The sequence below is a fragment of the Mesorhizobium sp. M0062 genome (assembly GCF_040323125.1).
Classification (GTDB): domain Bacteria; phylum Pseudomonadota; class Alphaproteobacteria; order Rhizobiales; family Rhizobiaceae; genus Mesorhizobium.
This window is the reverse complement of record NZ_JAMYUO010000032.1, coordinates 19,398-33,580: the sequence shown is the minus strand read 5'-3', so window position 1 is coordinate 33,580 and position 14,183 is coordinate 19,398. Positions and strand designations below refer to the sequence as shown.

11 protein-coding genes are annotated in these 14,183 nt (G+C 61.4%); 10 read left to right on the top strand and 1 reads right to left on the bottom strand.

Going from position 1 to position 14,183, the window contains the following annotated elements; all coding sequences use genetic code 11:
- The first annotated feature begins 11 nt into the window (after positions 1 to 11).
- From NKJ64_RS27070 to NKJ64_RS27040, 7 genes are all read left to right on the top strand, one after another.
- Entirely contained in the window at positions 12 to 1,190 is a 1,179-nt protein-coding gene (locus tag NKJ64_RS27070; protein ID WP_502902890.1) for a DUF3095 domain-containing protein, read from the top strand.
- A 303-nt stretch (positions 1,191 to 1,493) separates the two neighbouring features.
- Positions 1,494 to 2,834: an adenylate/guanylate cyclase domain-containing protein gene (locus NKJ64_RS27065; RefSeq protein WP_023672139.1), complete on the top strand. Its 1,341-nt coding sequence runs from the start codon at positions 1,494 to 1,496 to the stop codon at positions 2,832 to 2,834.
- A gap of 151 nt (positions 2,835 to 2,985) precedes the next feature.
- Entirely contained in the window at positions 2,986 to 4,881 is a 1,896-nt protein-coding gene (locus NKJ64_RS27060; RefSeq protein ID WP_023672138.1) for an ABC transporter ATP-binding protein, read from the top strand.
- Positions 4,878 to 6,776: an ABC transporter substrate-binding protein gene (locus tag NKJ64_RS27055; RefSeq protein ID WP_352463614.1), complete on the top strand. Its 1,899-nt coding sequence runs from the start codon at positions 4,878 to 4,880 to the stop codon at positions 6,774 to 6,776. Before NKJ64_RS27060 ends, NKJ64_RS27055 begins: the two co-directional genes overlap by 4 nt.
- A 2-nt stretch (positions 6,777 to 6,778) precedes the next feature.
- Complete coding sequence (locus tag NKJ64_RS27050) at positions 6,779 to 7,777, top strand: ABC transporter permease (RefSeq protein ID WP_023672136.1); 999 nt, start codon at positions 6,779 to 6,781, stop codon at positions 7,775 to 7,777.
- Positions 7,774 to 8,955: an ABC transporter permease gene (locus NKJ64_RS27045; RefSeq protein ID WP_031196756.1), complete on the top strand. Its 1,182-nt coding sequence runs from the start codon at positions 7,774 to 7,776 to the stop codon at positions 8,953 to 8,955. The genes NKJ64_RS27050 and NKJ64_RS27045 overlap by 4 nt, the downstream gene beginning before the upstream one ends.
- 147 nt (positions 8,956 to 9,102) lie before the next feature.
- Positions 9,103 to 9,582: a class I SAM-dependent methyltransferase gene (locus NKJ64_RS27040; RefSeq protein ID WP_023754929.1), complete on the top strand. Its 480-nt coding sequence runs from the start codon at positions 9,103 to 9,105 to the stop codon at positions 9,580 to 9,582.
- A gap of 15 nt (positions 9,583 to 9,597) precedes the next feature.
- Here NKJ64_RS27040 and NKJ64_RS27035 read toward each other — a convergent pair whose 3' ends face one another.
- The gene (locus NKJ64_RS27035; protein WP_023685078.1) at positions 9,598 to 11,013 is read right to left on the bottom strand and encodes an adenylate/guanylate cyclase domain-containing protein; all 1,416 of its coding nucleotides are present in this window, start codon (positions 11,011 to 11,013) and stop codon (positions 9,598 to 9,600) included.
- Positions 11,014 to 11,311: 298 nt separating this feature from the next.
- On the opposite strand from NKJ64_RS27035, the gene NKJ64_RS27030 reads away from it, so the two are divergent.
- The 3 genes from NKJ64_RS27030 to NKJ64_RS27020 all read left to right on the top strand — a co-directional run bounded on the left by NKJ64_RS27030 (position 11,312) and on the right by NKJ64_RS27020 (position 14,165).
- Complete coding sequence (locus NKJ64_RS27030; RefSeq protein ID WP_023685079.1) at positions 11,312 to 12,133, top strand: hypothetical protein; 822 nt, start codon at positions 11,312 to 11,314, stop codon at positions 12,131 to 12,133.
- A gap of 137 nt (positions 12,134 to 12,270) precedes the next feature.
- Positions 12,271 to 12,792 (top strand): GNAT family N-acetyltransferase, encoded by a 522-nt coding sequence (locus NKJ64_RS27025; RefSeq protein WP_023829864.1) that lies wholly within the window; start codon positions 12,271 to 12,273, stop codon positions 12,790 to 12,792.
- A gap of 29 nt (positions 12,793 to 12,821) precedes the next feature.
- Positions 12,822 to 14,165, top strand: coding sequence for a hypothetical protein (locus NKJ64_RS27020; protein ID WP_023829863.1), 1,344 nt, complete (start codon positions 12,822 to 12,824; stop codon positions 14,163 to 14,165).
- The last annotated feature ends 18 nt before the right edge of the window (positions 14,166 to 14,183 follow it).

Below are 14,183 nucleotides of genomic sequence, written 5' to 3'. Positions count from 1 at the left end.
CAAGCGCTGGAATGTGCTATCTGATGCTTATGGAAACAGCTGTCGCGTCCGACCCGTTCGTCGCTTCTTTGCCGGTCTTCGCAAAGTTCGAAAGCGTTGCCGATATCGACAACTATCGGCCTCTCCCCGATGGCTGGGCGCTGGCCACCGCCGACATCGTCGGCTCGACCAAGGCGATCGAGGCCGGGCGCTACAAAACCGTCAATATGGCCGGCGCCAGCGTCATTTCGGCGCTTCTCAACGCGCTGGGCCGGCAAGATCTTCCCTTCGTCTTCGGCGGCGACGGCGCGCTCGTGGCGTTTCCCGGCTCGGCGCTGGAGATCGCCCGTATCGCGCTGGCTTCTGTCCAGAGATGGGTGGCGGACGAACTGGACCTGACCTTGCGTGCCGCAATCGTGCCGATAAAGGACATAAGAGCGCAAGGCCTCGACGTTCGCGTGGCGAGGTTCCAGGCCTCCGAAGCAGCCTTCTATGCCATGTTCGCCGGCGGCGGCGGCAGTTGGGCGGAAGCCGAAATGAAAGCCGGGCGCTACCGCGTCGACCCCGCCCCGGCCGGCGCGCGGCCGGATCTGACGGGCCTCTCCTGCCGCTGGAACCCGATCGAAGCCCGGCATGGCGAAATTGTCTCGATCATAGCCGTGCCGGGGGCATCGCGCGACTTGCGTGGTTTCCAGTTTCTGGCTTCCGACATCATCACCCTTGCCGGCAGGCAGGAGCGCGATGGCCACCCGGTGCCGGTGGACGGTCCGGCCTATAGTCTCTTGCCCGCCGGTCTCGATGTCGAGGCACGGGCCACGGCGCCGCCGGGGCGGCGGTGGCTGGCCAAGCTGTGGGTGATCTTCCTGATGACGCTTACGGCCGTCACCGACAAATTGGGCTGGACGATCGGCGGTTTCGATCCGAAGGTCTACAAGCGCGAGGTGGCCAGCAATTCGGATTTCCGCAAGTTCGACGACGGCTTGAAGATGACCATCGACGTCGACGCGGATGTGTTGCAGCGGATCGAGAACCGGCTGAAACAAGCGGAAGAGGCCGGCATCTGCAACTATGGCCTGCACCGCCAGAAGTCGGCCTTGATGACATGCCTCGTCATCTCGCCGCTGCAGCGCGATCATGTTCACTTCATCGATGGCGCCGCCGGCGGCTATGCAATGGCTGCCGCAAGCCTGAAGGCGAAGGCGCCGGTCTGATGACGGCTTGGGGAATCGATTTTCCGCAATGCGCCGCGGCCATGGTTCTTGGGACCCGGCGAGCCCAACGGTGCCTGAGCCGACCAATTATTTGCGCGATGTCAGGATCGGGATTGCACTTCGCCGGCAGCCTCGCCACATAGTGTTGCAGGTGATTTGTGCGGTCGACGTCTGCTTGCTTCCTGCAAGGACAGTCATTCGGGATATTCTTCGCCGGCTTCTGCCCCCGAAGCCGGCTTCATTGACTTCGAGAATTTTGCGGATCAAAGGAGATGGCTCGTCTTCGACGGGTTTCGAGATAGCATGAGCACAGCGCAAGCAGAAATTTCCAACATTCTCATGGATAAGGTTGCCGATTGGCTGACCCAATCGGCGCTGGCGGGCGACGACCTGGAAACATTGGTCAAGGGTTTTTGTGAACGGCTGGCTGCTGCCGGCCTGCCGCTGAAGCGGGTGCATTTGAGCTTTTCGATGCTGCATCCGCTTTATGACGCGCTCGGTTTCACCTGGATTCGCGGCCAAGGCCTGGAAGTGGAAGGCTTCCGGAGTGAGAACGGCGTCCATTCCGACAGATTCCTGACCAGCCCATACTACCATCTGCTCAGCAACAAGCTCGACCATCTGCGGCGCCGGCTCGACCCGTCGGTGCGGTCGGAGTTTCCTGTTTTCGATGAGCTCAGGCTTATGGGCGTCACCGATTACATGGCTTTCGTCCATCCCTTCAACGGCGATACAAGTCAGGGCATGTTGGGGTCCTGGTCCACCGACAGTGCTTCAGGCTTCAGCGACAGCATGATTTCGGCGCTGCTGCGGATCCAGAACCATCTCGCCATAGCAAGCAAGATGGCGGTGCTCACCAAGCTCGCCGACAACATGATGACCACGTATCTCGGCGGTGACGCCGGCAGGCGCGTGCTGGACGGCCAGATCAAGCGCGGCGAGGGCGACACAATCCGGGCCGCGCTGGTGATGGGCGATATGCGCGGGTCGACAAGGCTCGCCGAAACCTCCGGCCGCGAAGTCTATATCGATACGCTGAACCAGTTTTTCGATGCCATCGCAGCACCTTTCAATCGCAAAGGCGGGCAGATCATGAGTTTCCTGGGGGATGGATTCATTGCCGTCTACCCCTGCGAAAGGCACCGGGCGCAGTCAGAGATCGCCTGCCAGGCTGCTCTTGCGGCTGCGCACAAGGCCAGCATGCGCATGATGGAGCTCAATCTGCGCAGAAAAGAGCAAGGACTGGGCGACATAAAATTTGGTATCGGCCTGCATGTCGGCAATGTGATGTTCGGCAATGTCGGGCTTACCGACCGACTCACATTCTCCGTCTTCGGCTCGGCTGTAAACGAGGTCCAGCGTCTCCAGACCCTGACCAAGAAATATCCGCACAGCGTTCTCGCCAGCAAGGACTTCGCCGGCTATTGCGGGGCCAACAGCTGGCTGACGCTCGGCGAGGAGGAACTGGCGGGCAGCAAGCAGAAGCTGACGGTGCTTTCACCCGATCTGTCGGGTGCTCTCGCACTCGATGAAGACGCTGCGCTGCAGCCGTTTCACGATCGGATATCGGACGCCGAGCAGGTCATGCTGCTTCATCGCGATGCCGCGCGGCTGTCGGCGGGCGACCGGAGGAAGCTCCAGTAGTCACCACCATCCGATCTGGACGCCCTGGTATGCTGTCCGGCCGCCGGTCGCCGGGGAATTCGTTTCGAATCCAAGTTGCTCTGCGCTGACAATGCGCTAGTCTTGCTTTTTGGGGCCGGTCGGGAGGCGCCAGATTGGGGCTGGTGTGGGAATGGATGCAGGCGTTGATCTGCTGCGGATCGAGGATGTTGGCATCTCTTTTGCCATTGTCGGGGGACCGTTGCATGCCGTCAGGCGGGCAAATCTTCGCGTCCTGCCCGGCAAGGTCACCGCACTTGTCGGTGAGTCCGGTTCCGGAAAATCGGTTCTCAGCCAGGCCGTGATGGGCATCTTGCCGAACACGGCCCATGTTCGCGGCCGTATCCTGTTTTCCGATCCCAAAAAGCCCGGCACGACGCAGGATATCCTGCAGATGCCGCGAGACGGACCCGAAATCCGGGCGTTGAGAGGCAGCCGCATCGGCAAGATCTTTCAGGAGCCGATGACATCGCTGTCGCCGCTGCACACGATCGGCAACCAGGTCAGCGAATCCCTGCAGATTCATACGCACATGGATAGGACGGAGCGCAAGGCACGGACCGAGGAAATGCTCGGCCTCGTCGGGTTTCCCAATCCCAAGCGCGCCTACGACATGTATCCATTTGAACTTTCGGGAGGATTGCGGCAACGCGCTATGATCGCCATGGCGCTTATCTGCCGGCCCGCTCTGTTGATCGCCGATGAGCCGACGACGGCGTTGGACGTCACCATCCAGGCGCAAATCCTGCAATTGCTTCGTGGGCTCCAGACCAAGCTCAACATGGCAATGCTGCTGATCACGCACGACCTCGGCGTGGTCGCCAATGTCGCCGACGAGGTGGTCGTCATGTACCATGGCGAGATCATGGAAGCAGGCCCTGTGGAGGCAATATTCCGCCGGCCAGGCCACCCTTACCTGAAGGGCCTCATGGCAGCCGTTCCGCATTTCGACCTGAAGCCTGGCGAAAGACTGAAGGCGCTCCGCGAGGTGCCGGTGAATGTCGGGACCCTGCTGGGCAAGCAGACGGCGCCGGAAGCGAAGGGGCCGGACGACATTCTGCTGTCGGTCAGGGATCTGAAAAAGGTCTACACCATCCGCAACTCCGGATGGTTCAGCGGGAGCCATCAGACCTCTGTTCGCGCCGTGGACGGCGTCAGCTTCGACATCAGGCGAGGTGAGTGCCTGGGCCTGGTTGGCGAAAGCGGTTGCGGCAAAACCACCGTCAGCAAGATCCTGATGCGGGCCGTCACCCCTACCGGCGGCTCCGTGATCTTCAACGGCCGCGACGGACCGATCGACGTCCTGGAAGCCGAGGGAGACGCCCTGCGCTTGCTGCGGGCGAAACTCCAGATGGTTTTCCAGGATCCGGTCTCGTCGCTTTCGCCTCGCATGACCGTGGAAAACATCTTGAGCGAGCCACTGGAAATCCATCAACGTGGCAATGCCGCGTCCCGGCTAGCCACAGTCAAGAGCCTGATGCAGGCAATCGGGCTCGATCCGCGCTTCATCCAGCGTTATCCCCACAGCTTCTCCGGCGGGCAGCGTCAGCGTATCGGCATTGCGCGCGCCTTGGCGCTGGGGCCTGAACTGCTGATCTGCGACGAGCCGGTTTCGGCGCTCGATGTCTCCGTGCAGGCGCAGATCCTGAACCTTCTGAAGGACCTGCAGAAGGAACTGGGCCTGACCTACCTGTTCATATCCCACAATCTGGCGGTGGTGGACTACATGGCGGACCGCATCGCGGTGATGTGCGGCGGGCGTATCGTCGAGCTTGCACCGCGCGAAATTCTGCTCAGGAAACCGATCCACCCCTACACGCGCTCGCTGCTCGCCGCAGTCCCTTTCCCCGATCTCGACCGGCCCATGGATTTCAAGACGCTGAAGCTCGGCGGCGCTTCCGACACCAGCGCATGGGGCCCGCAATTCCGCGACGAGGGCGAAGAGGATATGCTGTCGCCGCTCGATCTCGGCGGCGGCCATCTCGTGCTGGCCCGACGTTCGGCCGATGTCAGCGAGTTACGCCATTGATCAGCCGCCGCACTGTCCTTGGTCTCATGGCTTCGGCATTTCTGCCGGGCACGGCGCGCGCCGGCGATCTGGAGCCGGATTTTCTTCAGCCGCAGCTGAAAGCCAGGGCTCTGCCGCCACTCGCGGAGCGCCTGCCCAAAAGCCCGCGCGCGTTGAACCTCGCCGCGATGGGCCGGCAGCCCGGCCAGTATGGCGGCACGCTGCGTACGATCATCGGCAGCCAGAAAGATATCCGGATGATGACGATCTACGGGTATTCCCGGCTGGTCGGCTATGACGAAAAGCTTAACTTTCAGGCCGACATTCTCGAAAGTTTCGACGTAAAGGATGATCGCGTCTTCACGTTCAAGATTCGTGAAGGCCATAAATGGTCAGACGGCAGCCTGCTGACGCCGGAGGATTTTCGTTATTGCTGGGAAGATGTGTGGCTGAACGATGAGCTTTCGCAAGGCGGGCTCGCCCCTGCCCTGCTGGCGGACGGCAAGCCGCCACGTTTCGAGATCGTCGATCCGTTGACGGTGCGCTACAGTTGGGATGCGCCCAATCCCGACTTCCTGCCCAAGCTTGCCGCTGCTTCGCCGACACCGCTTGTTTTGCCGGCCGCCTATCTCAAGCAGTTCCACAAGAAATATCAGGATCCATTCCGGCTCGCCGGCCTGATGAAGGAGAACCGGACCGCAAAATGGACGCTGCTGCACATCCGCATGTCGCGGCAGTATCGCCCGGAGAACCCGGATCTGCCGACACTCGACCCCTGGCAGAACCGGACCAAGCCGCCGGCCGAGCAGTTCATCTTCGAGCGCAACCCGTTCTTTCATCGAACAGACGAGAACGGCCGGCAACTGCCCTATGTCGACCGGATCATCATGAATGTCAGCTCGTCGGCGATCATCTCCGCCAAGACCGGTGCGGGCGAGAGCGACCTGCAATGCATGGGAATCGACTTCAGCGATTACTCCTTCCTGAAGGACGCGGAGAAGCGCTACCCGGTGAAGATGCATCTGTGGAAACGCACACAGGGTTCGCGGCTGGCGCTCATGCCAAATCTGAATTGTGCCGACCCGGTGTGGCGCGGCCTTTTGCGTGACGTGCGCGTGCGACGCGCCCTTTCGCTCGCTGTCGACCGTCGCGAGATCAACATGGCCGTCTTCTACGGATTGGCGCAGGAAAGCGCCGACACGGTCTTGCCGGAGAGCCCGCTCTACCGGCCGGAATTCGCGAAAGCCTGGATCGCCCACGATCCCGACCAGGCCAATGCGCTGCTTGACGAGGTCGGGCTTCAGGCCCGTGACGATGACGGCCTGCGGCTACTTCCCGATGGACGCCCGGCGCAGATCATCGTGGAAACAGCCGGCGAAAGCACGCTGGAAACCGATGCGCTCGAACTCATCACCGATCACTGGCGCGAGATCGGCATCGCTTTGTTCATCCGGACTTCGCAGCGCGACATCTTCCGCAGCCGCGCGCTTGGCGGCCAGATCCTGATGTCGATGTCGTCGGGCATCGACAATGGCGTGCCGACCGCCGACATGAATCCATACCAGCTGGCCCCCACCATCGACGACCAGCTGCAATGGCCGCTCTGGGGCGCTTACTATCTGTCGCATGGCAAGATGGGTGAGGCGCCCGATGTTCCTGAAGTGGTCGAGTTGATGGCTTTGCTCAAGCGCTGGAACGGGTCGACCGAATCCAGCGAGCGCGCCGAAATCTGGAATTCGATGCTGTCGATCTACACCGATCAGGTGTTCTCTATCGGTACGGTGAACGAAACACTTCAGCCGATTCTGGTATCCTCGCGGCTGCGCAACCTGCCTGACAAAGCACTCTACGGCTACGACCCGACCTCCTATTTCGGTGTCTACATGCCGGACACATTCTGGCTTGGAGGCTCCTGAGCGTGCTTCGATATCTTGTCTGGCGCATCGCCGTGATGGTTCCAACGCTGCTGGTCATATCGGCGCTGGTGTTCACCATCATCGAACTTCCGCCGGGGGACTATTTCGACAGCTATGTCGCTGAGCTTCGCGCCCAGGGCGAAGCGGTGGATTCCGACCGCATCCAGATGATGCGCAAGGAATATGGTTTCGACCAGCCGCCGGTCATTCGCTACTTCTACTGGGTGGGCGGGATGCTGCACGGCGATTTCGGCTATTCCTTCGAATATGAGCTGCCGGTTCGCGACGTCGTCGGCGACCGAATGTGGCTGACCGTGCTGGTTTCCTTCGTCACGATCATCTTCACCTGGCTCATCGCCTTTCCAATCGGCATGTACTCCGCCACGCATCAATACAGCTGGGGCGACTACGGCCTGACTTTCTTCGGCCTTCTCGGCCTTGCCATTCCGAATTTCATGCTGGCGTTGATCCTGATGTATTTCGCCAACATCTGGTTTGGCACCTCCATCGGCCATCTCATGGACCAGCAATATCTCGGCGAGCCGATGAGCTGGGCCAAGGCGAAGTCGATCCTCGCCCATCTCTGGATCCCGGTCCTGATCATCGGCACCGGCGGCACGGCGAGCATGATCCGGCGGCTGCGCGCCAATCTGCTCGATGAGCTGCACAAGCAATATGTCGTGACCGCGCGCGCCAAGGGCCTGCATCCGTTCAAGGCGCTGGTCAAATATCCGCTGCGCATGGCGCTCAATTTCTTCATTTCCGACATCGGCTCGATCCTGCCTGCCATCATTTCCGGCGCCGAAATCACGGCTATCGTTCTGTCATTGGAAACGACCGGGCCGATGCTGATCAAGGCGCTGCAAAGCCAGGATATGTATCTGGCTGGGTCATTCCTGATGTTCCTCGCCTTCCTTACGGTCATCGGCGTGCTGATTTCCGACCTGGCGCTGGCGCTGCTTGATCCACGAATTCGTTTGCAGGGTGGCAGCACCAAATGAAGCAGGACTCGCCGCTGCCCGCTCCGGGTGCTCCACTGCAACACTACATTTCCGGCGCGCCCTTCGACCTGCAGTCGGTCGAGGCGATGACGCCGGAGCAATCGAAGGTCTTTCAGGCATCGCAGTTGCGGCTGATGTGGTGGAAATTCCGCAAACACCGGCTTGCGCTTATATCCGGCATATTTCTGGCAGTGCTGTATTCCGGGATACTTATCTGCGAGTTCCTGGCGCCCTACAATCTGCACTCGCGCAACATGGACTACATCTATGCGCCGCCGCAGCACGTGCATCTGTTCCACAATGGCGAGTTCGTCGGGCCGTTCGTCTATGGCCGCCAGATGACGCTGGATATGGACACGCTCAAGCGGAACTACATCGAGAAGCACGACGATGTTCAGCGGCTCCGTTTCTTCTGCAAGGGCGACACTTATCGGTTCTGGGGCCTGATCGAAGGTGACAGGCATTTTGTCTGTCCTGCCGAAAACGGGCAGCTGTTTCTGGCCGGCACCGACAGGCTGGGGCGCGACGTGCTCTCGCGCATGATCTATGGCGCACGCATTTCACTGACTATCGGCCTCGTCGGCATCAGTTTCAGCTTCCTGCTCGGCATCGTCATCGGCGGACTGGCCGGCTATCACGGCGGTATCTTCGACTTGATCGTCCAACGGATAATCGAAGTCCTGCAATCGATTCCCAGCATTCCGCTATGGCTGGCCCTGGCGGCGATCATGCCGATAACGTGGAGTCCGATCCTGATCTATTTCGGCATCACCGTCATCCTCGGGCTGCTCGACTGGACCGGACTGGCGCGAGCCGTGCGTTCAAAGCTTCTGGCCTTGCGCGAGGAGGATTACGTTCTGGCCGCGCAGTTGATGGGCGCGGGGAGCAGCCGCATCATCAGGCGGCATCTCATTCCCGGCTTCATGTCGCATCTGATCGCGACGGCGACGCTCTCCATCCCTGGCATGATCCTGGGCGAAACGGCGCTGAGCTTCCTCGGGCTCGGCTTGAGGGCGCCGATAACCAGCTGGGGCATCCTGCTCACCGAGGCGCGCAGCGTCAGCGTGATCGCGTTCTATCCATGGCTGCTTTTGCCGATGCTCCCCGTCATCCTCGTCATCATGGCGTTCAACTTCCTCGGCGACGGTTTGCGGGACGCCGCAGACCCCTACAAGTGATATCGCTGTTCCACCGCGCGGCCTGCCGAACACTCCACCCGGTATGACGCTTGTCGGCGGCCGGTTGCGTTATTGCAGCGTTCGTCGTTCGCCTCTATATGCGGCAAGCCTCGAGCGGGGTTGCTGGTTCAGGACATACAATCGCATATGAGTCGCCTCGACAGTTTCATCCGCAGGATGACCGCACAGCGCGACATTCTCGATCTTGTCTGCGCTGAGGTGGCGAAGATAGAAGGGCCAGTGGTGGAGCTCGGCCTCGGCAATGGCCGGACATTCCACCATCTGCGCGAGCGCCTGCCCGGACGCCGAATCGTGGCGTTCGACCGGGTGCTCGCCGCACACGCCAGCTCGATTCCCGACGCTGAAAATCTCGTGCTGGGCGAAATTCGCCAGACGGCGGAGAGGTTCATCGGCATCGACGCCGCCCTTGTTCATGCCGACATCGGCACCGGCTACGAAGATCGCGATGCCGTGACCGCTACCTGGCTTCCCGATCTGATTGCGCGCCTGCTTCGCGTCGGCGGCATTGCGGTCAGCGGCACGCCGCTGGATCACCCTCTTCTGCAACAGCTCCCGCCGCCGCCGCCGGTATCAGCCGATCGTTATTTCATCTGCAGGCGCGTGTAAGGGGCGGAGAAACCCTCAGGGGATCGTGTACACCGCAATCTCCCGCTCGATGCCGCGCAGCGATACCTCGTGCGGCACGGGCGTCAGCGCGTTCCTGTGCAACAGATCGGCGGTGAGATTGTCGTCGACCACCGCACGCGTGGCGAAGATCGCCTGTGCGTTGGCGAGGTTCTGGACCCGCGAAGCAATGTTGACCGTCTGGCCGAAATAATCCTGCCGCTCGTTCATGGACACGGCTATGCAGGGGCCGGCGTGAACACCGATCTTGAGCAGAAGGTCCTCGCGCCCGCTTTTGTCATTTAGGGCCCGCATGGCGTCGCGCATCCGCAGCGCCGCGGCAATCGCACGGTCAGGCGTCGCGAAGGTCGCCATCACCGCATCGCCGATCGTCTTCACAACCGCGCCTGCCTCCGCCGCGACGATCTCGTGCAGAACCTGGAAATGCTCGCGCACGAGATCGAAGGCTGAAAGATCGCCCACCCGCTCGTAAAGCTCGGTCGATCCGCGCAGATCGGTGAACAGGAAGGTCAGGCTGGTGATCTTCAGGCGCTGGTTGATGTCGAGCGTATCCGTGCGATAGAGATCCCGGAACGTCTGGTTGGTGAGCAGGCGCTTGGCGGTCACGAAAGGCCGGCGCTTGCCCAGGAAATCATGCAATACCGGGCAGGCGATGAAGACCGTCGGCAGCACGCGCGTGTCGGTCCTGTTTTCCAGCGAAATGCGCAATGGGCCGGGTTGCATCTCCAGCGTCTGGCTCTGGACATGGTCGCGGTCGAAGGCCAGAGAGAGGTTTCGCCGCTCTTTTGCCGGTTCGCCCTTCGCGTCGATGAACTGGGCCGAATGCGTGACCGGCTCGAACACGATGATGAATTGGGGCGGAAGCTGGATGTGCAGAACCGCCTTTTCACCGGGCGCAAGCTCGATATCTTCCAGCGAGAACGCTTCCATCTTTTCCGCCAGATCCTCGTCCGGCAGATCGGCCCCGGACGCCCAGTAGATCTGGCGGTAATATTCCACCAACGGCAGTTCGTGTGGATTGTGGGCGGCAATCCTGCGCACGCGGGGACTGACGGTGAATGTCACCTCGACCATCTCGTCGAGGGTCGGCGAATAGCCCTGGGAGCACAGCGCGCAGGTGTATTCGTCCTTCTGCATGGTTTTCAGCGTGGCGTTGGTGTCGAGCACGCCGCCACAGCCGGGGCACAGAACATTCCAGGAAATGTCGAAGATGCCCACCCGCGCCGCATGGAGAAAGGCGCTTATGGTGCGTTCCTCGTCGAGGCCATGCTTGCTGGCGAAGGCGAGCGCATTGATGCGGCAAAGTTCGCGGTCCTTGCCCTCGGCGATGGTTTGCCGGATTGCGTCGATTGCCTGCGGATCGACATCGGTCGATTGCCGCAGAAGCGAGAACAGATCCTGAGCTTCGGTCATCGTGCAGGCTCCGGAAATTGCGCCGCTAGAGCATGATGCCGAAAAGTGTGAAGCGGTTTTCGGACGACATCATGCTCTTCCTGATTCAGAGGCGGATTCAGATTTCAGGTCGGACAGACCTGAAATCATCCGGCTCTAGGCGTGTTGGCCGGACCGATCTTCGACCCGAACGCTCCATCATACTGCTAAACGGACCGGACGGCCATTCGAATGGACAAGCCTGGTGACAGGTCAATTTCCATTTGTTGAATTCCAAACTATGATAGCCCATGGGGCATTCATCTCTGGGGTTTTCTCCATGCCGACACGCGACAACCCGCCATTTCCGGCGGCCCTGCGCCTTTTCTCGGCGGGGGTCATCATCGTCCTGATCGTCGGGGCCGGCCTGTTTTTCGCGCCTGCGCTGGTCAAGCCGCGCTGGCCCTGGGCCGTCACGCCGTTCAATGCCCGCTTCCTCGGCGGCTTCTACACCGCCGAAATGGCAGTGATGGCGGCGCTGCTGGTCTGGAATCGCTGGTCGCCCGGCAGGCTCGTGCTGGTCATGGCCTTCATCTTCACCGTCATCGTGTCGGCGGCTTCGTTCATCAATCTCGGTTATTTCAACTTCGAGCGCAAAGCCCCCTGGCTCTGGTTTCTGGTCTATCTTGCGTCAGCCGCGGTATCCGGGCTGTTCCTGTGGCGGGCAAGGGCCCGCCCTTCTGCAAAAGGCGTGATCTTGAACCCCGCATGGCGCGCCTACCTACCGGTGGAAATGACGATCCTCGGGGCCTACGGCGTCGGCCTGTTGCTGTTTCCCCTGACATTCGGTGGTTTCTGGCCATGGCCGATCGATGCCTTCCACGCCCAGGTCTACAGCGCCATCTTCCTCGCCGGCGCCGGCGGCACCTATCTCGTCTGGAGAAGTGCACCGCGTGAGGAATTGCTGGTGCTCGGCCTGGCGCAGTTTCTGGTTGGCCTGCTTGCTGTTCTTGGCCTCTTCATTACCGACGCTGCCGTGCACCGGATCGACTGGACGGCGGCCGGGACATTGTGCTGGCTCGCCCTTTTCGGCTGGATCGGCATCAGCGGTATCCTCAAACTCTGCGCCGCCCCCCGGCATTTTGCCGCGCAATCGGCATAGGTCGCAGAGACGGCTGGATTTTCAGGTGACGTCCGGTGCATCGTGCCGGGCATATTGCCTCTGTCGCTTTGTTCTGACGCAATTCCGGACGGAAAACCGCTCACACTTTTCCTGAAATTGCGTTAGGCGGGAAAGCCATGACCAGCACGACCTCCTTATCCGAGAAAATCCAGCCGCAGCTCCGGGCCGTCCGGCCAAGCGATGCCGAGGCGCTGTGCGCTATCTTCAATATGCCGGGGTTCCGCTGGGGCACGCTCAGGATGCCGTTCGAGATGGTGGAGCAGGTGGAGCGGCGCATCGCCAAGTCCGGCCCGGAAACCACCTGGATCGTTGTGGAGCTGGACGGCAAGGTTGTCGGCCATGGCAGCCTGGTCGCGCAGGGTTCGCCGCGCCGCTCGCATATAGGCGAGATCAATATCGGCCTTGACGATGGCTTTGTCGGCAGAGGCATCGGCTCTGCCATCCTTGGCGCGCTGCTTGACGTGGCCGACAACTGGCGCGCCCTGAAGCGGGTCGAGTTGACTGTCTATGCCGACAACGAACCGGCCATCCGTCTCTACACAAGCCACGGCTTCGAGGTCGAGGGACGGCATGTGAAGGCCGGTTTTACCGACGGGCAGTACCACGACCTCCTGAGCATGGCCCGGCTGCGGTTCTGATGACCGCCGTCCCTGCCCCTGCGCCTCCGGTGGACATTTTGGCTGTGCTGTCGCTGCTCTGCCCGGAGGTCGTGCGTGACATCGAGCAGAACTGGAATGCGCCGGTTTCCGATTATGCCCGCCATCTGTGGCGGCCGGTGGCAAGGCCTGGATCGGCCCCGTCGATCGCTGCCCGCTCGATCCTGCGCGACGTCCTGCAGCAGCGCCTCGGTGCGATCATGCAGCCCGAAGCGATCGACAAGGCCCTCGACGAATTCGACCACAGACCGGTTATCCAGTCCGGCCTGCACTGCCTGCTTCTGATGGATCGCATCACCTTCGATGCCCTGCTGCTTGCCTGGCTCGGCGCGGTCGAAAACGGGCTGTCGGCTTTTTTCGGCTTCATGGGAACGACGATGACCATGGAGACAACCGGCCGGGAGGGGCCGGGATGGCTCGATGTCGGCGACGACAAGGTCAATTTGTTTGGCATGGGGCGCCACAAACTGTGCCGCAAAAGCGCCTGCGCGGCCGGTCCCGTTACCCTCAACGGGCGCGCGCTCGAAACGGTGGGCAATGAGACGGATGCCAGAAGCTGGCTGGGCACGCTGCTTGCCAGCCAGGGCAAGGTATTTGCAACAGCCGCCGATGCGCTGACAGAACTCAACGAGGATCTGGTCGCCGATTGGGATCGTTCCGGCATGGCCCGGCCGGTTTTCGTCGATGATAGGCTGGCCGCGACTGTCGTGGCGCGGCATCTGGAAGATGAAGGCAGTCTTCTTTCCAGGCTGCTCCTCAAGCCCCCAAGGCGCCGGCGTCTCGACCATGCCTTGCAAGAAGCCGCATCGGGCCCATTTGGCAGGTTCCTGCCCAATGCCACGGCCTATTTCTGGGGCATCCGCGAGCAGCGCGTGCGCAAGCTCGTCCTCGAGAACGGGCGGCTGATCGAGCCTGACAGGCCGCATGGTCTTTCCATCCTGTTCGAGCGGCCGCATCTCCAGCAGGCACTGCTCGACGGCATGCTTTTGCCGGACTTGTTCCTGATGTTCCTCGCCCTTGCCATATTGCCGCGCGTGCGGGTTGTGGGCGGCCTGAGACAGATTGGCTATGTCGCGCTTTTCCACTCGATCCTGCTGGCTGCGCTTGATGAAAACGCGCCAGAAGAGCGCGATCTGGCCGCCGAGCTGCAGGTTCGGGAAAATGCCTGGGGCATGCGGGTCATCGATGAAAAGATCTCGGTCCGCGAGCAGCTTGCCAGCCTGCCGGAAGGAGCGCTCTTCCCGGACCTGCTGCGGCAATACCGGTTGCGGACATTTGCCGAGACGACCGATGACCTGAAACCGGTCCGCGAAAACGCCCGATGGCGCAAGATCGGCCGGGCCTCAGGCCTCTGACCCGGCCGGGCTTTAGCC

Bases quoted from the DNA above. Each gene is read 5' to 3' on its own strand.
- NKJ64_RS27070 (WP_502902890.1), top strand. From the start codon at position 12: ATGTGCTATCTGATGCTTATGGAAACAGCTGTCGCGTCCGACCCGTTC.
- NKJ64_RS27065 (WP_023672139.1), top strand. From the start codon at position 1,494: ATGAGCACAGCGCAAGCAGAAATTTCCAACATTCTCATGGATAAGGTT.
- NKJ64_RS27060 (WP_023672138.1), top strand. From the start codon at position 2,986: ATGGATGCAGGCGTTGATCTGCTGCGGATCGAGGATGTTGGCATCTCT.
- NKJ64_RS27045 (WP_031196756.1), top strand. From the start codon at position 7,774: ATGAAGCAGGACTCGCCGCTGCCCGCTCCGGGTGCTCCACTGCAACAC.
- NKJ64_RS27040 (WP_023754929.1), top strand. From the start codon at position 9,103: ATGAGTCGCCTCGACAGTTTCATCCGCAGGATGACCGCACAGCGCGAC.
- NKJ64_RS27035 (WP_023685078.1), bottom strand. From the start codon at position 11,013: ATGACCGAAGCTCAGGATCTGTTCTCGCTTCTGCGGCAATCGACCGAT.
- NKJ64_RS27030 (WP_023685079.1), top strand. From the start codon at position 11,312: ATGCCGACACGCGACAACCCGCCATTTCCGGCGGCCCTGCGCCTTTTC.
- NKJ64_RS27025 (WP_023829864.1), top strand. From the start codon at position 12,271: ATGACCAGCACGACCTCCTTATCCGAGAAAATCCAGCCGCAGCTCCGG.